This is a genomic window from Streptomyces sp. NPDC085900 (genome assembly GCF_044540925.1).
Lineage (GTDB): Bacteria > Actinomycetota > Actinomycetes > Streptomycetales > Streptomycetaceae > Streptomyces > Streptomyces gilvifuscus.
Genome location: NZ_JBITSP010000016.1, coordinates 30,043 through 55,376, shown reverse-complemented (window position 1 = coordinate 55,376; position 25,334 = coordinate 30,043). Strand labels below are relative to the sequence as shown.

Annotated in this window: 24 protein-coding genes; 12 read left to right on the top strand and 12 right to left on the bottom strand. The window is 71.9% G+C overall.

Features of this window, described 5'->3' with window-relative positions:
- Positions 1-4: 4 nt before the first annotated feature.
- The 3 genes from ACIGDI_RS38645 to ACIGDI_RS38635 form a co-directional block, all read right to left on the bottom strand.
- Positions 5-910 (bottom strand): peptidoglycan-binding protein, encoded by a 906-nt coding sequence (locus ACIGDI_RS38645; protein ID WP_399906856.1) that lies wholly within the window; start codon positions 908-910, stop codon positions 5-7.
- 228 nt (positions 911-1,138) lie between these two features.
- Entirely contained in the window at positions 1,139-1,765 is a 627-nt protein-coding gene (locus tag ACIGDI_RS38640) for a phosphatase PAP2 family protein (RefSeq protein ID WP_399906854.1), read from the bottom strand.
- Positions 1,762-3,132, bottom strand: a complete 1,371-nt coding sequence (locus ACIGDI_RS38635) for a diacylglycerol/lipid kinase family protein (RefSeq protein WP_399906852.1) — start codon at positions 3,130-3,132, stop codon at positions 1,762-1,764. The genes ACIGDI_RS38640 and ACIGDI_RS38635 overlap by 4 nt, the downstream gene beginning before the upstream one ends.
- A 150-nt stretch (positions 3,133-3,282) precedes the next feature.
- Here ACIGDI_RS38635 and ACIGDI_RS38630 point away from each other — a divergent pair, with 150 nt between their 5' ends.
- Positions 3,283-4,206: a hypothetical protein gene (locus tag ACIGDI_RS38630; protein ID WP_399906850.1), complete on the top strand. Its 924-nt coding sequence runs from the start codon at positions 3,283-3,285 to the stop codon at positions 4,204-4,206.
- Between the two features lie 81 nt (positions 4,207-4,287).
- On the opposite strand, the gene ACIGDI_RS38625 is transcribed toward ACIGDI_RS38630, so the two are convergent.
- Positions 4,288-5,484, bottom strand: a complete 1,197-nt coding sequence (locus ACIGDI_RS38625) for an amidohydrolase (protein ID WP_399906848.1) — start codon at positions 5,482-5,484, stop codon at positions 4,288-4,290.
- A gap of 178 nt (positions 5,485-5,662) precedes the next feature.
- Between ACIGDI_RS38625 and ACIGDI_RS38620 the strand changes: the two genes are divergently transcribed.
- Complete coding sequence (locus ACIGDI_RS38620; RefSeq protein ID WP_399906846.1) at positions 5,663-6,226, top strand: hemerythrin domain-containing protein; 564 nt, start codon at positions 5,663-5,665, stop codon at positions 6,224-6,226.
- 77 nt (positions 6,227-6,303) lie between these two features.
- On the opposite strand, the gene ACIGDI_RS38615 is transcribed toward ACIGDI_RS38620, so the two are convergent.
- The 7 genes from ACIGDI_RS38615 to ACIGDI_RS38585 form a co-directional block, all read right to left on the bottom strand.
- The gene (locus ACIGDI_RS38615; RefSeq protein ID WP_399906844.1) at positions 6,304-6,831 is read right to left on the bottom strand and encodes a hypothetical protein; all 528 of its coding nucleotides are present in this window, start codon (positions 6,829-6,831) and stop codon (positions 6,304-6,306) included.
- 220 nt (positions 6,832-7,051) lie between these two features.
- Positions 7,052-7,288 (bottom strand): hypothetical protein, encoded by a 237-nt coding sequence (locus ACIGDI_RS38610; RefSeq protein ID WP_142148669.1) that lies wholly within the window; start codon positions 7,286-7,288, stop codon positions 7,052-7,054.
- A gap of 62 nt (positions 7,289-7,350) precedes the next feature.
- Positions 7,351-7,791, bottom strand: coding sequence for an Lrp/AsnC family transcriptional regulator (locus ACIGDI_RS38605; RefSeq protein WP_399906842.1), 441 nt, complete (start codon positions 7,789-7,791; stop codon positions 7,351-7,353).
- A 115-nt stretch (positions 7,792-7,906) separates the two neighbouring features.
- The gene (locus ACIGDI_RS38600) at positions 7,907-9,256 is read right to left on the bottom strand and encodes a transaminase (RefSeq protein ID WP_399906840.1); all 1,350 of its coding nucleotides are present in this window, start codon (positions 9,254-9,256) and stop codon (positions 7,907-7,909) included.
- 263 nt (positions 9,257-9,519) lie between these two features.
- The gene (locus ACIGDI_RS38595) at positions 9,520-11,055 is read right to left on the bottom strand and encodes a helix-turn-helix domain-containing protein (RefSeq protein WP_399906839.1); all 1,536 of its coding nucleotides are present in this window, start codon (positions 11,053-11,055) and stop codon (positions 9,520-9,522) included.
- Between the two features lie 103 nt (positions 11,056-11,158).
- A complete protein-coding gene (locus ACIGDI_RS38590) occupies positions 11,159-12,343 on the bottom strand; it encodes a GDSL-type esterase/lipase family protein (protein ID WP_399906837.1) in 1,185 nt (394 codons plus the stop codon).
- Positions 12,344-12,359: 16 nt separating this feature from the next.
- Positions 12,360-12,938 carry a TetR/AcrR family transcriptional regulator gene (locus tag ACIGDI_RS38585; protein ID WP_399906835.1) on the bottom strand — a complete coding sequence of 193 codons (579 nt, stop codon included), beginning with the start codon at positions 12,936-12,938 and terminating at the stop codon, positions 12,360-12,362.
- A gap of 72 nt (positions 12,939-13,010) precedes the next feature.
- Between ACIGDI_RS38585 and ACIGDI_RS38580 the strand changes: the two genes are divergently transcribed.
- From ACIGDI_RS38580 to ACIGDI_RS38565, 4 genes are all read left to right on the top strand, one after another.
- Complete coding sequence (locus ACIGDI_RS38580; protein WP_399906833.1) at positions 13,011-13,505, top strand: FBP domain-containing protein; 495 nt, start codon at positions 13,011-13,013, stop codon at positions 13,503-13,505.
- A gap of 9 nt (positions 13,506-13,514) precedes the next feature.
- A complete protein-coding gene (locus tag ACIGDI_RS38575) occupies positions 13,515-14,135 on the top strand; it encodes an L-threonylcarbamoyladenylate synthase (protein ID WP_399906831.1) in 621 nt (206 codons plus the stop codon).
- 119 nt (positions 14,136-14,254) lie between these two features.
- Positions 14,255-15,010 (top strand): dienelactone hydrolase family protein, encoded by a 756-nt coding sequence (locus tag ACIGDI_RS38570; RefSeq protein ID WP_399906829.1) that lies wholly within the window; start codon positions 14,255-14,257, stop codon positions 15,008-15,010.
- 190 nt (positions 15,011-15,200) lie between these two features.
- Entirely contained in the window at positions 15,201-16,400 is a 1,200-nt protein-coding gene (locus ACIGDI_RS38565) for a glycoside hydrolase family 64 protein (RefSeq protein WP_399906827.1), read from the top strand.
- 62 nt (positions 16,401-16,462) lie between these two features.
- Here ACIGDI_RS38565 and ACIGDI_RS38560 read toward each other — a convergent pair whose 3' ends face one another.
- Positions 16,463-18,856 (bottom strand): M4 family metallopeptidase, encoded by a 2,394-nt coding sequence (locus tag ACIGDI_RS38560; RefSeq protein ID WP_399906825.1) that lies wholly within the window; start codon positions 18,854-18,856, stop codon positions 16,463-16,465.
- Positions 18,857-19,343: 487 nt separating this feature from the next.
- On the opposite strand from ACIGDI_RS38560, the gene ACIGDI_RS38555 reads away from it, so the two are divergent.
- The 6 genes from ACIGDI_RS38555 (at position 19,344) to ACIGDI_RS38530 (ending at position 25,288) form a co-directional block, all read left to right on the top strand.
- On the top strand, positions 19,344-20,468 hold the full coding sequence (locus tag ACIGDI_RS38555; RefSeq protein ID WP_399907097.1) for an MFS transporter: 1,125 nt from the start codon (positions 19,344-19,346) through the stop codon (positions 20,466-20,468).
- A gap of 50 nt (positions 20,469-20,518) precedes the next feature.
- The gene (locus ACIGDI_RS38550) at positions 20,519-20,971 is read left to right on the top strand and encodes a hypothetical protein (RefSeq protein WP_399906823.1); all 453 of its coding nucleotides are present in this window, start codon (positions 20,519-20,521) and stop codon (positions 20,969-20,971) included.
- Between the two features lie 68 nt (positions 20,972-21,039).
- Positions 21,040-21,582, top strand: a complete 543-nt coding sequence (locus ACIGDI_RS38545; protein ID WP_399906821.1) for an FABP family protein — start codon at positions 21,040-21,042, stop codon at positions 21,580-21,582.
- A 282-nt stretch (positions 21,583-21,864) separates the two neighbouring features.
- Positions 21,865-22,890 carry a 6-phosphofructokinase gene (locus ACIGDI_RS38540; RefSeq protein WP_399906819.1) on the top strand — a complete coding sequence of 342 codons (1,026 nt, stop codon included), beginning with the start codon at positions 21,865-21,867 and terminating at the stop codon, positions 22,888-22,890.
- 116 nt (positions 22,891-23,006) lie between these two features.
- Entirely contained in the window at positions 23,007-24,059 is a 1,053-nt protein-coding gene (locus ACIGDI_RS38535) for a class I fructose-bisphosphate aldolase (RefSeq protein WP_399906817.1), read from the top strand.
- Between the two features lie 89 nt (positions 24,060-24,148).
- Positions 24,149-25,288, top strand: a complete 1,140-nt coding sequence (locus ACIGDI_RS38530; RefSeq protein WP_399906815.1) for a site-2 protease family protein — start codon at positions 24,149-24,151, stop codon at positions 25,286-25,288.
- Positions 25,289-25,334 lie beyond the last annotated feature (46 nt).

Genomic DNA, 25,334 nt, shown 5'->3' with positions numbered 1-25,334 from the left:
GCCGTCACGGCTCCTTCGTCTCGGATTCGAGTGACGTCCGGGTCGCCGCGCCGTAGACGCCGGGCTCGTCCTGAAGGATGACGCGGGTGAACTGGTAGCCGCGGACGGCGTTCTCCACGTCGCTGTCGAACTTGCCGTCGGCGGGACCGTCGTAGTAGCCGACCTGCTTCAGCCGCAGCTGCAGTTCGACGACTTCCGGCCCTTTGTCGCCGTTGCGGAGGACGGGTGGGCGGCCGCCGGACTCGCTCGGCGCGGGGGCGCCGGTCGCCGTGCCCGTTCCGGTGGGTGTCGCGCTCGGGGTGCCCGAGCCGGTGGGGGTGGCCGGGCCGCCGGTCGCGGTGGCGCTGGGCGAGGAGCTCGGTGTCGTGGACGGCTGCGCGGAGGACGCGGTGGTCGACGGCTGTGCGGAAGCCGGAGCACTTCCGGAGGGCCGCTGGTCCGGCAGGCCCGCCCGCACGCCGTCCGCCACGGAGTCCTTCCGCGCGGGGCTGTCGTACCAGAAGATGCCCCCGACGACTCCGCCCGTCACCAGGACGGCCGCCGCGGCGCCCACGCCCGTCATCAGCAGCGCCCGGGACCGTCGCCGGGCCGGGGCCGCGTCGGTGGGGGGCGCCGGGAGCGGATCGGCCGGGTCGGCGCCTGCCGTGAGCAGGTCGTCGAACTCCCCCGGGACGCCGGGGTGTTGCGATGTTGCGTCGACGCCGGACTCGTCGGCCGGTTCGGCTACGACGTCGATCTCGACGTACGGCCGTATGCGCACCGGGTCGAAGTCCTCCGCGGCCGCCGCCTCGGCCGTGCGCGTCTCGCTGCGGACGTCGGCGGCGCGGAGCGTGCAGGAGCAGGTCGGAGTGCCGTCCGCCGCCCGGGGTTTGCCGCACTCCGGGCAGCCGGGACCCGCCTGTTCACTCACACGTGCTTCCTCTCCGTACCGGCTCCAGATCCTAGACAGGATTCCCACACGGAATCTTCAAGATCTGTCGGAACTCGGAAGGGGCACGTCCGGAGGGTCGAAAAACGGCCATGGCGTGAAGGCCCCGGGTGGGTCTGTCATCTGCACGGGTCCCCGCGATCACGCGGGACGGCGGCGTCCACCGGCGGTCTGTGACGCTTAAACCTTTGGCCAGAACTTGCCTATGGGTTATTTCCGGGCGGCCGCGAACGGTGCCGCCATCGACATGCGGATGTCGCCCAGCCCTTCCCAGCGGGCGGCCGTCAGCACCGCGGCCGCGGCACCGGTCCCGAGCACGGCGCCGGCGATCACGTCACCCGGGTAGTGGACGCCCGTGTGCACGCGCGAGTAGCCCACGGCGCAGGCCAGCAGACCGAGGGGCAGGGTGGCCGCCGGGAACGCGGGGCTGACGGCCGCGGCGAAGGCGACCGCCGAGGCCGTGTGCCCCGAGGGGAAGGAGGCGGATTCCGGCATGGGCACGTGCCGTCCGGGAAACGGCGAGTCCTCGGCGCGATGGGGGCGCGGACGCCGCACCAGACGCTTGCCGAGCAGGTTGGCCGTCGCCGACGCGACGCCGATCGCCGCGACTCCGAGTGCCGCGGCGCGACGCGAGCTGCCCGGCCAGAGGGCAAGCGCTCCGGCGACCGCGAACGAGATCTTGGAGTGGTCGGCCGCCGCGGACAGCCGCCGCAGCGCGGCGTCCAGCGTGGGCGTACTGGTGACCGTCACGGCCTCGTAGAGCGCCTGGTCGAGAGCGGCCAGATCGTGCAGCAGTCCTCGCGGCACCCGTTGTTCGCGCGGCGGGCAGTCGGTCATCGCTGTGCTCCTGGTTCCTTTTCGCGTGGGTCGGGGGTTCGGTCGAAGGCGAGGCGCACCACCCGTCGCCAGTCGACGGACGGCGCGATGTACGGGGCACCGGGGCGGTGCCTGGGCACACGTACCCGCAGGACGCCCGGCCGCACCCTGCACACCACCGGTGAGGGCAGGGTGAGCGCCTCACCGTCCACCGCCACCGGGATGAGCTCGTCGTCGGACTCGATCACGACCCGGCGGGACGTCAGTGAGGTGATGCCGCTGGCCCGCTCACCCAGCAGCGCGAGTTCCGCGGCACGTGCCGCGCTCTCCACCCGGACGGCGATCACACCGAGGCTGCCGGAGTCGAGCCGCGGCCTGCGGCCGACGCCGAGCGGATCGGCACGGGCGTAGGGGTTGTTGCTGACGAGCACGGCCTGCGGGGCCTCCACGACCTCGTCGTCCGTCCGGGCGGTCAGCGAGGCCGCCGCGTCGCCGGTCAGCAGGTCCGGCAGCTGCTCGAGCGCCGTGGCCGCCTTGGCGTCCCGGTACTCCGGGCTCTGCACGATCTGCGCGTACGTCCCGAACGAGGCCGTGTTGACGAACGGCAGCCCGCCCACCTCCCCCAGGTCGACGCGGAGCTCCACACCGTCGGTGAGGGCGTCCAGGCTCTTCGCCGGATCGTCGCGGTCCAGGCCGAGGTCCATGGCGAAGTGGTTGCGGGTACCGGCGGCCACGACCACGAACGGCAGCCCGTGCTCGGCGGCCACGCTCGCCACCAGGGCCTGGGTGCCGTCGCCGCCCGCCGCGCCGAGCAGGTCCGCGCCCTCGGCGACCGCCTGGCGGGCCAGCGCCACGGGGTCCGGGGCGGCGTCGAGGTCGAGGAGTATCACCCGGGCGCCCAGCGCCTCGGCCCGTTCCACCAGGCCGAACTGGCCGACCTTCCCGCCCCCCGACCGCGCGTTCATGATCAGTACGGCGCGCCGGAACGGCCGGGCGGAGCGGTGGCGCATGCCGTGCGGTGAGCGCAGTCGGCGCAGGGCGCTTCTGGCACAGGCAACCGCGGTGGTCCATGCCGCCACGGCGGCCACGGCCACCACCCACAGGCCCGAGACGGCGTACAGCACCAGGACGCCGATGGGCGCGCCGATCGCCAGCAGCGCGCCGCACAGGCGGGCCAGTCCGCGGTGCGCCAGGGCCCACCACAGGCCGGCGCCGGCCAGTGCGAGCCCGGCGAGGCCCAGCAGGAGTATCAGCCACTGGCCGGCCCCGGCCAGCACGGCCGCGACGGCGCCGGCCACACAGAGCAGGGCGAACCGTGCCAGGGCGCGCGCCGACAGTGGTGTTCTGTCGGAGCCGTCCGGCTCTGCCGCACTCGTCGTTCGGGTCACGTTCAATGTCGATTCCCGTCACGGCCGGATCGGACAGTCGTCGTCGCGCGGTGAATGGCCTGCACAGCGAAGTGGATCAAGAATACAGGCCCTTGTGTGTCAGCCACGAGGCTATCCCGATTACCGGAACAGCTTGTTATGACCGCTGTCATGACGGATGCTGCCTCCTGGACGGCGAGCGGGCGAGCGAGAGGGACCGGCATGGTGACGATGGCGGCACGGGCCATGTGGGAGCGGTTCGAACCGGTCCACGATCTCGTGTATTTCGCGCCCGAGGCCCGCGGGGCCGCGGACGAACTCGGGATGCGCGGGTTCTGGATGGGCTACTTCGCGCTGCGCGCGGCGCCTCTGGGGCCGGTGCCCGCCCCGGTCGTCACCGCGTGCTTCTACGTCTTCCACCCGGACCGGGTGACGCGCGCCCTGCCGGACGCCTGGCGGTACGCCGCCCCGGGCGACGTCCTCGACGCGCGGGAACGGGCGATGGACGCGGCGATGACGCGCCTGTTCGGCCCCGATGTCGTCTCCTCGGCGCGGATGACCGAGGCGGCGGACCTGGCGTGGCGGGCCGCCGAGGCCGCGGACACCGCCGGCCGGCCGCTGGCCGCCGGGAACCAGGCCCTCGACCGGCCCCGCCGATCGTGCGCGCGACTCTGGCAGGCCCTGACCACGCTGCGGGAGCACCGCGGGGACGGGCACGTCGCCACCCTGGTCGGCCACGGCGTCGCCCCCGTGGCGGCGATGGTGCTCAAGGCGGCCGCCGGGGAGTCCGACGCGGCGCTGCTGCGGGAGGGCCGCAAGTGGGAGCAGGCGGACTGGCACGCGGCCGAGACGGAACTGCGGGAGCGCGGCTGGCTCGACGACGCCGGTGCGTTGACCCGGGCGGGGGTCACGGGACGCGTGGCGATCGAGGCGCAGACCGACGCGGTGGCCGAAGCGCCGTGGAGGGCGCTCGGCCAGGAGAACACCGCCCGCCTGGCCGAGCTGCTCGACCCCTTGGCAGCCGCGGTCCGAAAGTCCGGCCTGCTCCCGGACGGCAACCCGGTCGGGGTCACCGGCACGGTGACGGGCGGGTGAGGCTGCGTCGCCTGGGCCTGCGGCCAGGGCACATTGGCCACCGCACGAACACGCGGCAAACCGCCTGAAGCCTGGGCCCGCTCAGACCACGGCCGCGACCGTGGTGCGTTCGTGTTCGGACCATGCTCGGTCGCGCAGGTCCGGGGAGAGCAGGAGTTCCACCGCCGTGCAGGCGAGGGCCTCCGTTGCCGCCAGCATCACGCGCCGGCCGCGGTCGGAGGCCGCGGCGGCCGCGAACTCGGGAGTGTGGTCGGAGCCGTCCTCGCCCATGACGGCGACGAAGGGATGGATCGCGGGAACGCGGCCGCTGACGTTGCCGATGTCGGAGGAGCCCAGGAACACGCCGGGCTCCGGAGGCGTGAGGTCGATGCCCGCGCGGGACAGGTGGTGGGCGAACCGTCCGGACAGCACGCCGCTGTCGCGGAAGTGCTCGTAGCGGGGAGTGGCCCGCTCCACCGTGACGGTGGTGTCGGTCGCCCTGGCCACCCCGTGCGCGCAGGTCAGCAGCTCGCCCGCGAGGTCCTCGAGCCCGGCGGTCGTCGCGGCGCGCAGCCCGAAGAGTGCTTCGGCGTACTCGGGGACGATGTTCGTCGCCCGGCCGCCGTCGGTGATGATGCCCTGGACGTGCGAGCCCGGCGGCAGCCGCCGCTCGACGACCGCGAGGGTGTTGAACAGCTGGATGAGCGCGGCCAGGGCGTCGATGCCCTCGGTCGGGTTGCCGGTGGGGTGCGCGGCGCGCCCGTGGAAGCCGACGCGGTACTGCGCCTGGGCGGTCAGCGGCGCCCACCGCCAGCTGTGGACGCCCGGATGGAACATCAGCGCGGCGTCGAGGTCGTCGAAGACGCCCGCGTCGGTCTCGATGACCTTGCCGCCACCGCCCTCCTCTGCGGGGGTCCCCACGGCCCATACAGCGCCGTCCCCGTCGCCCAGCACGGCCCTGGCCGCGAGGGCGGCTCCGAGACCGGCCGCGGCGATGAGGTTGTGGCCGCAGGCGTGCCCGAGGCCGGGCAGGGCGTCGTACTCGAGCAACAGGGCCACGGCCGGCCGCCGGGGCGTTCCCGACCGCGCCGCGAACGCGGTGGGCAGACCGGCCAGGTCGCGCTCGACGGTGAACCCCTCACGTTCCAGTTCCCCGCTCAGCAACTCCGCCGCCCGGTGTTCCGCGAACGCGCACTCGGGATCGCCGTGCAGCGTCTGCGCCGTCTCCCACAGCCGATCCGCCCGTACGGCCACCTCGCCCGCCACTCGTCCGACCGCCTCGTCCACAGCGTGCCCCACGTCGGCCTCTCCTTCGCCCTCCGCGTCGTTGTCGTGAGTCCGGGTTCCAAGGAGGAGGGACACCACACCAAGTGCACCGCTTCGGAAGCGGTGCGTTAGCTCGCCCGGCGCCAGGGCACTCGAGGGCCGTGGCGGATCCGGACCGGGAGCCGCCATTTCCTGGCTGGAGGTGAAGAGCATGGGACACGGCGGAAACGTCATCGACGAGCTGATGACCGACCATCGCGAGGTCGAGGAGATCTTCGGCCGGATCGAGGCCCTGCCGATCGGACACAAGGACCGCAAGGTCTACGCCGATCAGGCCACGATGGAGTTGATACGGCACTCGGTCGCCGAAGAGGAGTACCTCTACCCGGCCGTGCGCGAGCACGTCGCCGGCGGGGACGCCATCGCGGACAGGGAGATCGAGGACCACTCCGAGGCCGAGCAGCTCATGAAGGACCTGGAGAGCTGCGAGGCGGACCACCATGAGTTCGACCGGCTCATCGGCAAGCTCATGACGGAGGTTCGTTCGCACATCGCCGACGAGGAGCAGAACCTCTTCCCCAAGCTGCGTGCCGCGTGTTCTCCGGAGGCGCTGGACAAGCTCGGCGACAAGATCCGTCAGGCCAAGAAGCTGGCGCCGACCCGGCCGCACCCCTCCGCACCGGACACTCCTCCGGGCAACAAGCTTCTGGCGCCGGGCACGGGCATGGTCGACCGGCTGCGCGACGCGCTCAGCGGCCGCGGCAAGCTCGACTGACGCAAGCCCCCTGCCGGCAACACCCCGGGGAGCCCGCCGCACGTGCGGCGGGCTCCCCGGGGTGTGTTTCCGTGCTCTCAGGCGATGAGGGCCCGGCCGGGCTTCAGCAGGTCCACGAGCTGGTCCTGGTGGAGCGAGGCGACGGGAGCGAGCAGATCCGGATGGCGCAGGAGTGCCGCGGCACGCCGGTCGGTGGCGTCGGGCGCGACGAGACGGCGGAAGCGGACCGGTGCGCCGGCCGCGTGGCTGCCCTCGGCGAGCGCGGCCACCGCGAGGCCGGCCAGTTCCGGGTCGGTCAGCAGGGCGGCCGCCCAGCTCGCCACGACCTCGTCGACCCAGGTGCGCCAGGCGTGGGCGTCGTCGTCGGAGTGCGCGGCGGCGTCGGCGCCAGTGATCCAGTCGAGCCGGGCGGATCCGCCGGGGCCCGCGATGCCGACGAGCGCTGCGTCCGTGGGGGTCGGATAGCGCAGCCACGCGGCGACCGTCACGGCCTGGCGGGCCTGTACCTCGCACAGCGCCGATGCCAGCGCGCCGCCGCTCGCCGGGTAGGCGCGCGTGAGCCATTCCGCGGTCGCGGCGATGAGCGGGGAGAGGTCAGTGAGCACTGCTGGCCGTCCGTACTGCGAGGGGGCTGTGCGAAGACGGTAACTTGCGGCCCCGGCACGACGACATGCCTCTCCGCCGCCCGGACGCGTGGGATCGGCCACACCCCGCGAGCCCGGGCACTGCACGCTCCCCCCACGTCTGCCTCGTCGGCCGCCGGACACGTCGAAGGCCCGGCGCCGTGGTGTGCACGGCGTCCGGGCCCGGTGCGGGCGGCGGTGATCAGCCGCCGTTGAGGCGTGCGCGCAGCAGGTTCTTGCCCAGTTCCGCGCCCTTGCGGCTGTCCGCCTGCGCCTTGCGGAACAGGTCGGCCACCTCGCTGTCCTTCTCGCGCTCGGCGTCCTGGATGTAGCTCTCCAGGCGCAGGGCGTTGCTCAGGCATGCCTCGACGTACCAGATGAGGTTGTAGTCCTTGTCCGGCGTACCGGTCACGCCGCCGGTCTCCGTACTGCTGGTCATTGAGCCCTCCTCCAGCGGTTGTCGTTCCGGAGAGGTCCGAGTACCCGTCCCGCGCCGGGCAATCAGCCGACATCCCAGAGGAAACGGTGCGTGTGGATGCCGAAGTACGGAAACGACTGGATCTGCCGGACGCCCTCGACGGGCCGTACGACGTCGTTGACGAAGTCGAGGAGCTCGCGCGGGCCGGGCGTGACCACTTCGGCGAACAGGTCGAAGCCGCCGGAGGTCAGCACCGCGTAGACGACCTCGTCACGGCGGGCCAGTTCGTCGGCGACCGCGCGCGGGTCACCGTCGACGGCGATGCCGAGCAGGGCCATCGCCTGCCCGCCCATGGCCATCGGGTCGGTGACGCCCACGACTTGGACGGTCTTGGTGTCCAGCAGCCGCTGCAGGCGCTGGCGGGCCGCCGACGCGGACAGGCCGACCTTGGGGCCGAGGTCCGCGTAGGCGATACGGCCGTCGGTCTGCAGTTCGCGCAGGATGGCCCGGTCGATCTCGTCCACGTTCCTCGTACTCCCTCGTCCGGTCGGCTGGCCCGACCCTATCCGCGGCGACTTGCCGCACGGGTTCGGCCTGTGCGCAGGCGGTTTACCGCACCCGTCAGGCCCGTGCGCCGGTTCACCGCACCAGTTCGGCCAGGGCGGCGGCGAACTGCTCGGTGTGGGTGTCGACGTCCTGCTCGGTGGTGTCGGGGCACATGAGGGCCATGTTGTGGAACGGGGTCAGGAGGATGCCCCGGTTGGCCAGGTAGAGGTGGAGGAAGTCCTCCAGAACGGCGTCGGCGGCGGCCGCGGACTCGGTGCCGGTGCGCGGCGCCGGGGAGGCGAAGCGGTATTCGGTGCGGGCGCCGAGGCGGCTGACCGTCCAGGGCAGGTCATGGGCGTCGATGCCCGCGCGGACGCCCGCCTCGAAGCGTTCGGAGAGCTTGGCCATGTGGGTGAACGCGTCGTCGGTCAGGACGTGTTCGAGGGTGGCGCGCATCGCGGCCACCGAGAGGGCGTTGCCGGCGAGGGTGCCGCCGACGCCACCCATGTCGATCAGGTCGAGGTCGGTGCGGCCCAGGAGCCGGTCGGCGAGTTCGTCGGACAGGCCGTAGGCACCGGCCGGGATGCCGCCGCCGATCGCCTTGCCGATGGTGAGCAGGTCGGGGTCCAGGTCCCAGGCCGCGGTGCAGCCGCCGGGACCGGCGGAGAAGGTGTGGGTCTCGTCGTTGATCAGCAGGGTGCCGTGACGGCGGGTCAGTTCGCGGACGCCTTCGAGGTATCCGGGCTCGGGCAGCACGATGCCGATGTTGGTGAGCGCCGGCTCCATGAGGACGGCGGCCACGTCGCCGTGGGCGAGTTCGCGCTCCAGCTGCTCCAGGTCGTTGAACTCGGCGACGCGGCTGGTGAGCGTGACGTCGCACGGGGCGCCGACGTTGCCGGGGCGGGCCTCTCCGCGGCCGTCGGGGCCCACCACGATGAGGGACTCGTCGACGCTGCCGTGGTAGCTGTAGCTGTTGAAGAGGATCTTGGGGCGGCCGGTGACGGCGCGGGCGAGGCGGATCGCCCAGCGGTTGGCGTCCGTGGCGGTCAGCGAGAAGCTCCAGCGGGCCAGTCCGAAACGGCGGGTCAGCTCCGCGCCGACCCACTCGGCGTCCTCCGTCGGCAGCATCGCGGTGGCGCCGCCCAGTTCGGCGAAGCGGTGCTGGACGGCGTCGGCCACGGCGGCCGGCGAATGCCCGGTCATCGCACCTGTGTCGCCGAGGCAGAAGTCGATGTACTCGTGCCCGTCGATGTCCGTGACCCGGGCGCCCCGGGCGGCCGCCAGGTAGCGCGGGAAGGCACCGGCCGTCTTGTTCATCCACGTCATCGGCACCCGCCCGAAGAGGTGGTCGGCGCGCCCGTAGGCGTCCTTCGAACGCGGGCAGCGGCGCGCGGCCTCCGCCGTCTCGCGGGCCAGCAGGTCCTGCAGGCGGGAGCGGTCCATGGATCACCTCTGGGCGTGGGGCTCGAACAGTCGAACAATCGGACCGTACGACGGAAAGAGTGGCCAGAGCAAGCCTTCGCAACTGATTCGAGCGTCGAGACAATCGAATCACGCGCCGTGCGCGTGGCGCCCGCACCCGGAGGGAGAAACACGAAGGGCGCGACCAGTCCCCCGTTCCGGTCGCGCCCTGCTGGTTGCCGAACTTACGTGACCTGCGGATCCGTTGGATACCGCGTCGGTGCCCGCTGCGAGCACCGCGAGGCTCATCCGTGCACAGGTGAGTCCGGATGATCCCGGTTCGCACGGTCGAGGCCCGGCTCGTCCAGTTCGCCGAGCGCGAGGTGGGCCAGGACGACCTCGTAGAGGTCGCTGCCGCCGGTCAGCAGCTGGCGTTCGATGACGGGTTCCGCGCTGCGGACATGCTCGCGGACGGTCTGCGCGTGCATGCCGAGGCTCTGGGCGGCGCGCTCGGCGTTGCCTCCGGCGGCGATCCAGGTGCGCAGCGTGCGCCGCAGGTCGCGCGCGTCAGCGTCCAGTCGGGCCAGCAGGTCGTGGGCCCAGGTGCGCAGCGCCGGGCCGGCCAGCAGGTCGGTGAGCCGGGCGCGGTCGGTCTCGGCACGGTCGGGCCGGCGGTCGTCGTCGGCCAGGCCGACCTGGGTGTTGAGCGCGAGGTGGACCACCGCGCGGGCCGTGAGGTCGGAGAAGTCCGCGTCCAGCAGCGCCTCGACGCGTTCCATGCGGGCGCGGACGGTGTTGCGGCTGACGCCCAGGATCTTGGCGGCGCTCACGGCCGTGAACTCCAGGCCGAGCCGGGAGGTGGCGAGCAGCTCGGCGCGGGTGTGGTGGGCCAGGGTGTCGAGCGGTTCCAGCAGGGACGCGGTCCAGGCACCCAGCACGGCCGGGTCCATCAGGCGTTCGGGGTGGGTGCGTTCGGCGTAGACGGCCTGCTTGTCGGGGCGGAAGCGGGCCACGGCGAGCGCGCTGACGGCCTGCCCGTACGCGGTGGCGGTGCGGGCGAGGCTGTGCGGGGCGCTGCCGCCCAGGAGCAGGCCCGGCCACCGCCCGGTGAGGGAGCGCAGCGCGTCGGCGGTTGCGTCGTGCGGGGCGACGACGATGACGTGGGCGTCCATCGCGGGGCACCGCACCACCAGCGCCCGCTCCCGGGTGACGTCGAGACACTCCTCGGCGATGTGGTCGCGTTCCTCCGTATGGCCTTCCAGGACGTAGACGCACGCGGTGTCCGTGTCGAGCAGGCCGGGCCACAGACCCGCGGCCACGCGGCGCGCGGAGACGGTGTCCTCCACCATCAGCAGCTGCAGGATCGCCAGGCGCAGATCGGAGGTGGCCCGCCGGAGCCGGTGCGCCGCCTGGTTCGTCTCGCGCGCCCGGAGCAGGAGTGCGACGACCTGTGCGGTGTGGGTGACGATGTCCGACGCCCGCCGGTCGAAGGCGGTCGTGCGGGACACGGCCAGGACCCCGACGGTGCCGGAGTGCGGCAGCTCCACGCCGACCAGGCGCAGATGACGGCCCGGGTCGCCCCAGGCGGCGGAGGCGATGCGGCCCGCGGTGATGTCCGCGACAAGGTCGGCGTCGAGCGGGACCGGGACTCCCGCGAGGAGGGTGCCGTCGCCGTCGTGGAGGCAGGCGGTCCCCCGCACGGCCTGTGCGAGCCAGGCGACGACCCGGTCCACACCGTGGCCGGTGGGCCGCAGCTGTTCGAGCAGCTCCCGCGCCCAGGAAGCGTCGTCGGCGGCGCCCGTCGTCCGCGCGGAACGGGCGTCGTCCGTCGGGCCAGTCATGTCGCCCTTCTCCTCGTACGTCGCATCGGCCTCGGCATGTCGCGGGGACGTTACCCCACGAGTGCCCGACGGCCGCACGAGTACCGTCCCGCTGAACCGGGATTCAGGAGCCGCTCTTGCCCAAGGGGCCGTCCTCGGCGAAGGCCAGTTCGGCGAAGCGTTCGCCGATGCGCCGGTGGGTGGCCGCGTCGGGGTGGAGGTCGTCGGGCAGGGGCAGTTCGGCGCTGTCGGCCTCGCCGTACAGGCTGCGGCCGTCGAGGTAGTGCAGGTGCGGGTCGTCGGCGGCCCGCTGCTCGACGATCCGGGCCAGTTCCTCTCGGACGACGGTCAGGGTGAGTTTGCCGTTGTCCCGGTCCGCCGGGTCTCCCGCGGCCTGGAAGCGGAGCCGGCCGGCGCTCAGCGCGCTCATGTCCCAGGCGGTGGGGCCGGGCGTGTCCTCGTGGATGGGGCACAGGATGGGCGAGACGACCAGCAGAGGCGTGGTGGGGTGGCCCTCGCGGATGGTGTCGAGGAAGCCGTGGACCGCCGGGGTGAAGGCGCGCAGCCGCATCAGGTCGGTGTTGACCACGTTGATGCCGAGTTTGACGCTGATCAGGTCCGCGGGTGTGTCGCGCAGGGTGCGGGCGGTGAAGGGGTCGAGGAGGGCGCTGCCGGCCAGGCCCAGGTTGATCAGTTCCACGCCGGCGAGCGAGGCGGCGAGGGCGGGCCAGGTGGTGGTGGGGCTCGCGGCGTCGGAGCCGTGGCTGATGGAACTGCCGTGGTGGAGCCAGACCTTGCGGCCGTGGTCGGGTGCCGGTTCGACGGGGGCGTTCGTGCGCAGGGCCACGAGTCTGGTGGTCTCGTTGTGCGGGAGCCAGATCTCGATGTCCTTGAGTCGGTCAGGCAGGCCGGTGAAGCGGAGGGTGCCGGGCTCGCCGGACCGCAGTTCGGTGTCGCCCGTGCTCATGTCGATGGTGACGGTGTCGCCGCCCGCCACGGAGGCCTGGCCGGCCGGACGCCCGTCGACGAGGAGGTCGTACAGGCCGTCGGGGCGGGCCGGGGCGCCGGTGTAGGCGCGCTTGAGGGGCAGGGCGTCGAGTTCGACGGCGGTGGCTCGGCTACGGAAGACCAGTCGCACCCCGGAGGGCTGGGACTCCGCCATCGCCAGTTGCCCGTCGTCGTACTGGGCCCGGGCCCAGGCGGGCAGCCGGTGCGGCAGCACCCCGCGCTCGGTGTGCTCCACGTCGATCGCGCCGCGCAGCAGTTCGGCGGTGACGGGCGTGGTGATCCAGTCGTGCTCGGTGTCCATGTCCTCAGCCTGTCGATCAAGGGGTGGGATGGGCGGGCCAGTTGCGCAACAGGGCGTCGAGGGCGTCCAGGATGCGCGCCCAGGACTCCTCGGAGCCGGGGGCGCTGTGGCTGAAGCCGCCGGCCGTCTCCAGACTCGAGTAACCGTGGAAGACGCTGCCCAAAAGCCGTACGGCGTGTGTCTGTTCCGGCTCCGGCAGGTCGTAGCCGCGCAGGATCGCCCGCGTCATGCGGGCGTGGCGGACGCCCGCGCTCGCGGCCGCCGTCGCCGGGTCGAGCGGGAACCGGGCCGCGGTCGCGCGCCCGGGGTGTTCGCGGCCGTAGTCGCGGTAGACGTCGGCGAAGGCGACCAGGGCGTCCTTGCCGGCCCGTCCGGCCACCGCGTCCGCGGCCCGGTCGGCGAGTTCCTCCAGCGCGAAGAGGGCGATGCGGGTCTTGAGGTCCTGGGAGTTCTTCACGTGGGAGTACAGGCTGGCGACCTTCACGTCGAAGCGCCGGGCCACCTCCGAGACGGTGACGTGCTCGAACCCGACCTCGTCGGCCAGCTCCACACCCGCCCGGACCACACGTTCCGTGGTCAGTCCCATACGACCCATGGTCAGCCCTCTTCCCTCGCCTGCATCGATTATGCGTTTGCCTAAAACCTTTAGGCAAATTAGCGTGACCTTATGGAACCGCTGACCGAGCAAGAGATCCGCGCCGCCTTCGTGAACTGCTCCAAGGGCGAGGCCAAGCGCCTGCACGTGCCGCGCGACCTGGCCGACCGCCCCTGGGAGGACCTGGACTACCTCGGCTGGCGCGACCCGCAGGCCCCCGACCGCGCCTACCTGGCCGCCGCACCGGACGCCCGCCCCGTGGCCGTCGTGCTGCGCACCTCCGGCGCGGGCTCGGGGCAGACGCGGCGCAGCATGTGCTCGATATGCCTGACCGTCCACTCCGGCGGTGTGTCGCTGATGGTCGCGCCGAAGGCGGGGAAGGCCGGGCAGCAGGGCAACTCGGTGGGCGCCTACCTCTGCGACGACCTCGCCTGCTCGCTGTACGTGCGCGGCCGGAAGGACGCGGGCGCCGGCGCCCGGATGCACGAGACGATCACACTGGAGGAGAAGATCCGGCGCACCGTGGCGAACCTCGCCGCGTTCGTCGCCAAGGTGCGCACGGCATAAGCTCGGCGGATGGCGAAGTACTACGACGTGCACCCCGACAACCCCCAGCCGCGCACCATCTCGCAGGTCGCGGAGAGCATCCGGTCGGGTGCGCTCATCGCGTATCCGACCGACTCCTGTTACGCGCTCGGCTGCCGACTGGGCAGCCGTGACGGCATCGACCGGATCCGCACCATCCGCCACCTGGACGACCGGCACCACTTCACCCTGGTGTGTCAGGACTTCGCGCAACTGGGCCAGTTCGTGCGGATCGACAACGACGTGTTCCGCGCCATCAAGGCGTCGACGCCCGGCAGCTACACCTTCATCCTGCCGGCGACCAGGGAGGTGCCGCGCATGCTGCAGCACCCGAAGAAGAAGACGGTCGGCGTCCGCATCCCCGACCACGTCGTCACCCAGGCCCTCCTCGCCGAACTGGGCGAACCCCTGCTGTCCAGCACCCTGCTCCTGCCCGACGAGGAGGAGCCGATGACGCAGGGCTGGGAGATCAAGGACCGGCTGGACCATGTGCTCGACGGGGTCGTGGACTCCGGGGAGTGCGGTACCGAACCGACCACCGTCATCGACTTCTCCGGCGGCGAGGCCGAGATCATCCGGCGGGGCGCCGGGGACGTCTCACGGTTCGAATGAGCCCTTCTGCCTGAGCCGGGGGCCGTGCCGGCCGGATCGGTGGCCCGTGCAACGATGACCGGGCCCGGCCCGCGGGGCCGCGCAGTTGGTCGTCGCCGAGCATGCAGAGAGGCACCCCCATGACCTCCGTACAGGGAACAGCCATCGACATCACCACCGAGGACGGCGTAGCGGACGCCTATGTGACGCACCCCGACGACGGTCTGCCCCACCCCGGCGTACTGCTCTACATGGACGCCTTCGGCCTGCGTCCGCACCTGGAGTCGATGGCGGACCGGCTGGCCGAGGCCGGCTACACGGTCCTGGTGCCCAACGTCTTCTACCGGCACGGCCGTTCACCGGTGTTCGACCTGCCCGAGTTCATCGACCCCTCGGCCCGGCCGCAGATCTGGGAGCAGGTCGCCCCGGTGATGATGTCCCACACCTCGGACCTCGCCGTCCGGGACGCGGGCGCCTATCTGCGATGGCTGGCCGACTCCCCGCTCGTGGCCGACGGCAAGGTCGCGGTGACCGGCTACTGCCTGGGCGCGCGCCTGGCCCTGTACACGGCGGGCTCCTACCCGGAGCGGGTCGCGGCGATGGCCGGTTTCCACGGCGGTCACCTGGCCACGGACGCTCCGGACAGCCCGCACACGGTGATTCCGAACGTCACCGGCGAGTTGTACTTCGGCCACGCCGACGAAGACCCCTCCATGCCGCCCGAGCAGCAGCGGCTGCTGGAGGAGACCCTGACCGCGGCGGGTGTACGCCATCGCTGCGAGGTCTACCCGGGCGCGCAGCACGGGTACACGCAGGCGGACACGGCCGCATACAACAAGGAGGGCGCCGAGCGGCACTGGGCCGCGCTGCTCGACCTCCTGGGACGCGCTTTCTGACAAGTCGCCCTGCTGGACGCGCCTTTCGACAAGTCGCTTCGGGCGCCCGCGGGTTCGCTCCGTGGGCGCCCTCGCCATTTAGCTCACGGCGATCTTATTGACATGCACGCAACCTGAGTGTCACTTTGAGAGCGCTCTCAGAACAGGTACGGACCAACCCCTCGAGTGACCCCACACACGGAGGTGGAGCGTGCGCCACAAGCTCCTGCGACGACTGCTGGCCCCCACAGCCGCAGCCGCATTGTTCTCGGCGGTGATCGCCGTCCAGTCGCCCTCGTCGGCCGAGGCGGCCGTCCCCGCGACGATTCCGCTGAAGGTGACCAACAACTCGGGCCGCGGCGACGCGGTCTACGTCTACACGATCGGCACCCTGCTCTCCACGGGCCAGCAGGGCTGGGCGGACGCGAGCGGCACCTTCCACGCGTGGCCCGCCGGCGGCAATCCGCCGACGCCCGCGCCGGACGCGTCGATCCCGGGTCCCGCCGCCGGCCAGTCGAAGACCATTCAGATCCCCAAGTTCTCCGGGCGGATCTACTTCTCCTACGGCCAGAAGCTCGTGTTCAAGCTGACCACCGGCGGTCTGGTGCAGCCTGCCGTGCAGAACCCGAGCGACCCCAACCACGACATCCTCTTCAACTGGTCCGAGTACACGCTCAACGACTCCGGCCTGTGGATCAACAGCACGCAGGTCGACATGTTCTCGGCGCCCTACGCGGTGGGCGTGCAGCGGGCCGACGGGAGCACGGCGTCCACCGGACACCTCAAGTCGGGCGGCTACAACGGCGTTCTCAACGACCTGCGCGGCAGGTCGGGCGGCTGGGCCGGGCTGATCCAGACCCGATCCGACGGCACGGTGCTGCGCGCACTGTCCCCGGGCCACGGGCTGGAGTCCGGAGCCCTGCCCGCGTCCGTCATGGACGACTACATCAACCGCGTCTGGCAGAAGTACGCCTCGTCGACCCTGACCGTCACCCCGTTCACCGACCAGCCGAACACCAAGTACTACGGCCGGGTCTCGGGCGGCGTCATGAACTTCACCAACGGCTCCGGCGCCGTCGTCACCAGCTTCCAGAAGCCGGACGCGGACAGCGTCTTCGGCTGCCACAAGCTGCTCGACGCCCCCAACGACCAGGTGCGCGGCCCCATTTCGCGCACGCTGTGCGCGGGCTTCAACCGCACCACGCTCCTGGTCAACCCCAACCAGCCGGACACCTCCTCGGCGAACTTCTACCAGGACGCGGTGACCAACCAGTACGCGCGGGCCATCCACGCGCAGATGGCCGACGGCAAGGCCTACGCGTTCGCCTTCGACGACGTCGGCAACCACGAGTCGCTCGTCCAGGACGGCAGTCCGCAGCAGGCGTATCTGACCCTCGACCCCTTCAACTGACGGCAAAAGGGCCTCACCCACGGGGGTGAGGCCCTTTTGGTGCGAGGGTTCGGTGCGAGGGATCAGCTGGTCGTCAGGGCGGTGTCGTCGACGACGAAGCTGGTCTGGAGCGAGGAGTCCTCGACACCGCTGAACTTCAGGGTCACCGTGGAGCCCGCGTACGAGCTCAGGTTGAAGGACTTCTGGGCGTAGCCGGAGGCGGCGTTGAGGTTCGAGTACGTCGCCAGGGTGGTCGAACCGGCGGTGACCGTCAGCTTGTCGTACGCGGTGCTGGTGGTGGTCTCCGCCGTGTCGATGTGCAGGTAGAAGGTGAGCGTCGCCTTGCAGCCGCTCGGGATGGTCACCGACTGCGACAGGGTGTCGGTGTGGGTGGAGCCGTAGCCGTCCATCCAGGCGTAGTACGAGCCGCCGTGGGCGCTCTCACCGGTGGAGTTGGTGATGACCCCGCTGGAGGCGGTCCAGGTGGTGTTGCCCGACTCGAAGCCCTGGTTGCCCAGGAGTTGGGCGGAGGTGCAGGTGCCGCCACCGCTGGAACTCACCGTCCAGGTGAAGGAGGCGGTGCCGGTCGCGCCCGTGCTGTCGGTCACCGTGACGGTCGTGCTGTAGGTGCCGGCCGTGGTCGGGGTGCCGGAGATCACGCCCGTGGAGCTGTTGATCGACAGGCCCGTCGGCAGTCCGCTCGCGGCGTACGTCAGCGAGCCGCTGTTGGTGCTGCTGGCCGAGATCTGCAGGCTCACCGCGGTGCCGACGGTGGAGGACTGGCTGCCCGGGTTGGTGACCGTGACGCCCGAGGAGGGCGGCGTGATGTGGCTGCCGACGTTGATGCCGGCGAAGGCGTTGCCGACGCCGGCGTACTGGGTGGAGCTCGTGCCGTACAGCGCGGCGGCGGCGTTCAGGGCGGCGGTGCGGGCTCCGGCGTAGTTGGTGCTGGACGTCATGTACGTCGTCAGCGCCTTGTACCAGATCTGCAGGGCCGCGGCCCGGCCGATGCCGGTGACGGCGACGCCGTCGGAGGTCGGGCTGTTGTAGGTGACGCCGTTGATGGTCTTGCTGCCGCTGCCCTCGGACAGCAGGTAGAACATGTGGTTCGCCGGACCCGAGGAGTAGTGCACGTCGAGGTTGCCGACACCCGAGTACCAACTGTCCGCGGAGCCGCCGTCCTTGCTCGGCTTGTCCATGTAACGCAGCGGCGAGCCGTCGCCGTTGATGTCGATCTTCTCGCCGATGAGGTAGTCGCCGACGTCGGAGGAGTTGTTGGCGTAGAACTCCACGCCCGTGCCGAAGATGTCGGAGGTCGCCTCGTTCAGGCCGCCGGACTCGCCGCTGTAGTCCAGGCCCGCGGTGTTGGAGGTGACGCCGTGGCTCATCTCGTGGCCGGCCACGTCCAGCGAGGTGAGGGCGTGCGTGCCGCCCGAGCCGTCGCCGTAGGTCATGCAGAAGCAGCTGTCGTCCCAGAAGGCGTTGACGTAGCTGCTGCTGTAGTGGACGCGGGAGTAGGCGGCGACACCGTCGTTCTTGATGCCGGAGCGCCCGAAGGTGTTCTTGTAGAAGTCCCAGGTCATCTGGGCGCCGTAGGCCGCGTCCGCACCGGCGGTCTGGGTGTTGGAGCCGGAACCGGTGCCCCAGACGTCGTCGGAGTCCGTCATCAGGGTGCCGGTGCCCGAGGTGCCGTTGTTGAGGTTGTACGTCTTGTGGCCGCCGCGTGTGGTGTCGTACAGCTGGTACGTCGAGCCCGACAGCGTCGTGTTCAGCGTGACCGTGCCGCTGTACTGGGTGTTGCCGGTGCCGGTCTCGATCGCCTGGTAGCGGTGGAGTTCCTTGCCCGTGGTGGCGTCGGTGATGACGTGCAGCCTGCTGGGGGTGCCGTCGTCCTGGAAGCCGCTGACGACGGTCTCCCAGGCGAGCTTCGGGGTGCCCGTGCCCGCCCAGATGACCTTGCGGGCGCTGTCGGCCTTGGGCTGCTTGGCGTCCAGGGCCTTGGCCGCGGTGAGGGCCTTCGTCTCGGCGGCCGACTTGGCGACGTCCGCCGTGGTGGAGGCGACCTTGATGGTGTGCTTGTTGTTGAACGTCGTGCTCACGGTGCCGGCCGCGAGGGAGGCGGGCGGGGTGTGCACGACCAGGTCGCCGCCGAGGACGGGCAGTCCGGCGTAGGTGCGCTCGTAGCGGGTGTGCACGGTGCCGTCGTTGTCCTTGACGACGTCCTTGACGACCAGCTTCTCCTTGGCGCCCAGGCCGAGGGTGCGGGCGGTCGCACCCGCCTTCTCGGACGCGCTCCTGATCAGAGCGGTGCGCTGGGCCGGGGAGAGCTTCGCCTCCAGGCCCCCCGCGCGGAGGGGGGTGGGGTGGGGGGCTGCGGGCTGCGCGTTCGCCGGGACCGACTGGATGCCGACGGCGAGGAAGGCGGCGGTGGAGAGCAGGGCTCCTACCGCGGTCCGCTTGCGGGGAATGGGTCTCACTCGTTCTCCTACTGCGGTGGCCGCGTGGGGCGGCCGATGCCAGACCGGACAGACGGGCGTACTGACCGGGACGAGCCGAGCTGTGCGGGACCGACTGCGTGTCGAGAACGTGGGGGGTGTGTACGGCGGTTGGAGGGAGAATGGCAGGTTGACCGTGGCATGTCAGCGACGTCCGGTCCAATCAAGGGTTATCCCTCTGTGCCGGTGGCACCACGCGGGAAATCCCGAACTCCCGCTGCCGTGAGTCGACTTCGCATTCAGGACATTCTCGGTGAGCACCGCGGAGGCGGGCGCGGACCGGCCGGCGACAGCCCAGGAGCCCGCGAGCCCGCGAGGCGGAATTCGGTTGCGTTGTGACCGGCGGGCCCGGTGGGGTGAGTCCATGGACGGCGTCGCGGAGGGAGCGCAACGGGCCGGGACGGGACGGGCGGGTGCGTTCGTCCCGCGGCCGGCCGCGTGGCGCGCAGCGGCGGTGCTGGCGGCGCTGATGCTGGCCGCGTTCACCTTCAACACCGCGGAGAACCTGCCGGTCGGACTCCTGGAGCCCATCTCCCGGGACCTCGGCGTGTCGGTGTCGGCCGTGGGGCTACTGGTGACCGGCTACGGCGGGACGGTGGCCGTCGCGTCCCTGCCGCTGGCCCACGGCGTACGGACCGTGCCCCGGCGCCATGTGCTCACGGGTGTGCTGGGCGCGCTGGCGGTGTCCAGCGCGGCGGCGGCGCTGGCGACCTCCTACGGGCTGCTCCTCGCGGCACGGCTGCTGACCGCTCTGGCGCAGGCGCTGTTCTGGGCTGTCATGGGCCCGGTCGCGGTGGGGCTGTTCGCTCCCGGGGTCCGTGGCCGTGTCGTCGGAGCCCTGTCCGTCGCGGGTTCACTGGCCCTCGTCCTCGGTGTCCCCTTCGGGACCTGGCTGGGGCGGTGGAGTCGCTGGCAGCTGCCGGTCGCCACGCTCGCCGTTCCGGCGCTCGTCTCACTGGCGACGATCGCCGCCCTGCTGCCGACCTCGCGCCCGGAGCAGGAACCGGCCGCCTACGCGCGCCGCCCCGACACCCGCCGGTTCGCGACCGTGCTGGCCGCGTCCGCCCTGTCGGCCACCGGGGCGTTCTCCGGATACACGTACCTCGTGAAGTTCCTCGGGGAGGTCGGCGGGTTCTCCCCCGGCGCGCTGAACTCGCTCCTCGTGGCCTTCGGCGTCGCGTGTCTGGCCGGCGTGACCCTCACCGGGGCGGTGCTGGACCGCCGGCCACGGTCCGCGCTGAGCACCGCGATCGCCACCCAGGCCGTCGGCATGCTCGGCCTCTACGCGCTCGGCGACCGGCCGGTGGCGGTGGTGCTGTTCCTGACGCTGATGGGCGGCGCCCTGGGTCCGGTCTTCATGACCACCCAGAACGCGATGCTGTGGTGCGCCCCGGGCCGCACCGACATCGCCCTCGCCGCGAACTCCGGCCTCTACAACGCCGGCATCGCGACGGGTGCCGCCCTCGGCGGACTGGTCCTGTCGCTGACCGACGTCCGGACCACGTTCCTCACCGGCGGCCTGGCGACCGCCGCGGCGTACGGGGTACTGCTCACCGAGCGACTGCTGGACGGCCGACCGGCATCCTCCGGATAGCGGCGGAAAACGAGGCGACGGGCCCCGCGCGCTCACCGCACACTGCGCACATGTCCACCGACGTGCACGGCATGATCGAGTGCAGGCCCATGGCCCGGCTCCGGGGCGAGGACGACGAGGACGCCGTGTGGCACGCCGCCATCGACCTCTTCCTCCTCGATATCGGCAACGCCTATGACGCCCTCGCCTGCCTCTTCGGCGTCCGGAACGGCTTCGGCTTCCACCCGCTCGCCGAGGGCCGCGGTCTCCCGGCGGACGCCTCGGACGGCCTGCGCGACACCTTCCGGGCCTGGGGCGACCCCTCGGACGCACACGGTACAACCTGGATCGGCTGGGCCGAGTTGGAGGCCGCCGACCGGGACGAGACGGACGCGTCCGGTCGGCTCAGCCGAAGGAGCGTTGCCGGGGCGGGCACCCACTGGGCGCCGGTCTGGGACGTGATGCGCACGCTTGCCGGTGTGCACGGGTCCTCGTACGTGCGGCTCGTGGTCTGGTTCGACTGAGCGTCCCACCTCGACGGGCGTGCCCCTAGGCTTGCAGCCCGGACCGGAACGGCTTGAGGAGTGCAGACGTGTTCGACCCCGCGGTGGAGTGCCCCTATCCCGACGGCGACCGGCCCGACGCGGCGCCCGAACCGCACGCGCTGCTCGCACCCGTGCTCGGGTTCCTGGGCAGGTGGCACGGGCGCGGGCACGGCGGTTACCCCACGCTCGACGGAGACTTCGCCTACGCCCAGGACGTCGTCTTCAGCCATGACGGCCGGCCCTTCCTGCGGTACGAGGCACGGGCCTGGCTGCTGGACGCCGACGGTGCGCCGTTGCGGCCGGCCGCGCGGGAGAGCGGCTGGTGGCGACTGCAGCCCGACGGGCGGGTGGAGGCGCTGATCACCCAGCCCACCGGCATCGCCGAGATCGCGGTCGGCCGCGCGGCCGAGGCCACCGTCGAACTCGCCACGCACCAGGTCGCGCTCACCCCGACCGCCAAGCGCGTCGACGCCACCGGCCGCCGCTACACCCTGACCGACGACGACACGCTCGCGTTCGAGCACGAGCTCGCGGCCGTCGGCCTGCCGTTGCAGCACCACCTCTCCGCGAGCCTGCGCCGCGTGAAGTAGGCCGTCGCGACTCCGCGCCGCCGCCCGGCCGCGCGCCGCACGTCCCCTCTTCATGATCGGATGCCGGCGGCCCCTGTCACGGGGCCGAACGTCCTCACCGGCGGGCCGCCCGGGAGTCGCCGCCGGGCCCCCTGGCGCTCATGATGGAGGAAGACACACCTGGCTCTCCGGGTGCGCATCCGCGGAGGCGGACCGACGACGTCGCCGGGCAATCGGGCGGCGTGCGACGCGTCGCGCCGGGATCGACGGCCGGCCTCCGCCCGGGGAGATAGGGAGGAAGCCATGAAGATCGCAGTGCTGACCGGCGGCGGCGACTGCCCCGGTCTCAACGCCGTCATCCGCAGCGTCGTCCGTAAAGGCGTCCAGGACTACGGCTTCGAGTTCGTCGGTGTGCGCGACGGCTGGCTCGGCGCGCTGCGCAACAACATGATCCCGCTGGACGTTTCCGCGGTGCGCGGAATCCTGCCGCGCGGCGGAACCATCCTCGGTTCCTCCCGCACCAACCCGTTCAAGCACGAGGACGGGGTGCGGCGCATCCGGGACTCCCTGGCCGCGCACGACGTCGACGCGATGATCGTGATCGGCGGCGAGGACACGCTCGGCGCGGCCACGGAACTGAGCCGTCAGGGGATCAACCTGGTCGGCGTACCGAAGACCATCGACAACGACGTGGCCGGCACCGACTACACCTTCGGCTTCGACACCGCCGTCGGCATCGCGACCGAGGCCATCGACCGGCTGCACACCACCGCCGAGTCACACATGCGGACCCTGGTGGTGGAGGTGATGGGCCGCCACTCCGGCTGGATCGCCCTGCACGCCGGCGTCGCGGGCGGCGCCAACGTGATCCTCCTCCCGGAGCGGCCGTTCGACATCGACCAGGTCTGCGGGTGGGTGAAGAAGCGCTTCGAGACCAACTACGCCCCGATCGTCGTCGCCGCCGAGGGAGCCGTCCCCAAGGAGGGCGAGATGGTCCTCAAGGACCGCTCGCGGGACGAGTACGGCCATGTGCGCCTGTCCGGCATCGGCGAGTGGCTCGCCCGGGAGATCGAGGGACGCACCGGCACCGAGGCCCGGACCACGGTCCTCGGACACGTCCAGCGCGGCGGCACCCCGAGCGCCTTCGACCGCTGGCTGGCCACGCGCTTCGGCCTGCACGCCGTGGACGCGGTCAGGGACGGAGCCTTCGGCACCATGGTCGCCCTGCGCGGCACCGACATCGTCCGTGTCCCGCTCGACGAGACCCGGGGCAGGATCAAGGTCGTCGATCCGGCGCTGTACGACGAGTTCGAGGTGTTCTTCGGCTGAGGCGAGGGCCGTTCGACCTCCGCCAGGTGCCGAACGGGCTCTGCCGCGCCGCCACGCCACGCCGCACGGTGGCAGTGGGCCGAGAGACGGCCGCACGACGCCCTGGGGGTGTGCCGATGACCGACATCCAAGAACTGCTGGGTGACGAGGCGAAGGAACTGCTGACCCATGTCTCCCTGGGGATTCCCAAGGAGGACCTGGTGCTGCCGGGCCCCGACTTCGTCGACCGGGTCGTGGCCGCCACCGACCGCTCGCCCCGCGTGCTGCGCAACCTGCAGGCCCTCTTCGACCACGGCCGGCTGGCCGGCACGGGGTACGTGTCGATCCTGCCGGTCGACCAGGGCATCGAGCACTCCGCGGCGTCCGCGTTCGCCCCCAACCCCCGGTATCTCGACCCCGCGAACATCGTCGAACTGGCCGTCGAGGGCGGCTGCAACGCCGTCGCCAGCACCCTGGGCGTCCTCGGGGCCGTGTCGCGGCGCTACGCGCACCGCCTCCCGTTCATCGTGAAGCTCAACCACAACGAGCTGCTGACCTACCCCAACCACTACGACCAGGTCATGTTCGGCAGCGTCCAGCAGTGCTTCGACCTCGGCGCGGCCGGCGTCGGCGCCACGGTGTACTTCGGCTCCGAGCAGTCCGACCGCCAGCTGCGGGAGGTCGGCGAGGCCTTCGCCCGCGCCCACGAGCTCGGCATGTTCACCGTGCTGTGGTGCTACCTGCGCAACGCGGCGTTCAAGCAGGACGGCGTGGACTACTCGGCGTCGGCCGACCTCACCGGCCAGGCCAACCACCTCGGCGTGACCATCGAGGCCGACATCGTCAAGCAGAAGCAGGCGGAGAACAACGGCGGCTACCGCGCCCTGGGCTTCGGCAGGACCGACCCGCTCGTCTACGACACCCTCACCAGCGACCACCCGATCGACCTCACGCGCTGGCAGGTGGCCAACTGCTACATGGGCCGCGTCGGGCTGATCAACAGCGGGGGCGCGTCGGCGGGCCAGGGCGACCTCGCCCAGGCCGTACGGACCGCGGTGATCAACAAGCGGGCCGGCGGCACGGGTCTGATCACCGGCCGCAAGGCCTTCCAGCGGCCCACCGCCGAAGGCGTCGGGCTTCTCCACGCCGTGCAGGACGTCTACCTCGACGACAGCGTCACCATCGCCTGACGGTGACATCCCGGCCGGGACGGCGGACGGCGGCGCAGAGCCGTCCGACCGTCCCGCACGGGGCCATGCGTTCTGAGGCGGTGAGCCCGATGAAGGAGACGTTGAGTCTGGGGCGGATCGCCGGCGTCCGTGTCGGCCTGAACTGGAGCGTGCTGTTCATCATCGCCCTGGTCACGGTCACGCTCGCCGAGGGCCGCTTCCCCGACGCCCACCCCGGCCACCCGGCCTGGGCCTACTGGGCGTCGGCGCTGTCGGCGGCCGTGGTGTTCCTCGCCTCGCTGCTCGCGCACGAACTCGCGCATGCAATCGTCGCCCGCCGCAACGGCGTCCAGGTCGACGGCATCACGCTGTGGATGCTCGGCGGCGTCGCCCGGCTGCACAGCGAGGCGCCCACGCCCGCCGCGGAGCTGCGCATCGCCGGGGTGGGGCCGCTGACCAGTGCCGTGGCGGGCGGAGGGTTTCTGGGGCTGGCGGTGTGGCTGGACGCCGTGCACGCATCGGGGCTGGTGGTCGAGGCGGTCGCGTGGCTCGCCGCGATCAACATCGTGCTGGCGGTCTTCAACGCCCTGCCGGCGGCTCCGCTGGACGGCGGCCGGCTGCTGCGCGCCTTCCTGTGGCACCGCACCGGGGACCGGATGCGGGCCACCCACGGCGCCGCGGCCGCCGGCCGCGTGCTCGGCTGGTTCATGATCGTGACCGGGTTCGCTGCCATGGTCCTCTCCGGTGACCTGTCCGGGCTGTGGCCCGCGCTGATCGGCTGGTTCCTGATCACCACCGCGACCGCCGAGGAACGCCAGACACGGCTGCGGGGAGTGCTGGACCGGGTCCCCGTCGGCCGGGTGATGACCCGCGACCCGGTCACCGTGCCCGCCACGACGACCCTGGCGGCCTTCCTGTCCGAGGGTCCCTTCGGCCGCCACCGCCACTCCGCCTTCCCCGTCCTCGCCCCGGACGGCACCGCCGCCGGCCTCGTCACCGTCCGCCTCATCGACCGCACGCCGCTCCAGGCCCGCTCGACGACGACGATCGGCGAGGTGATGCGACCGCTTCCCGAGGTCGTCACGGCCGCCCCCGACGACTGGGTCGCCGACCTCCTGCCCCGACTGCAGACGAGCCGGGACCGTCGCGCCCTCGTCCTCGACGACGGTCACGTCGTCGGCATCGTCACCCTCGCCGACATCACCCGCGCCCTGTCCTGGCTCACCGCGACCACCCGGCCACAGGCGTGACCGTCCGGCCCGCATCGGACCGCGCCGACGCGTCCGATCTTGGCCC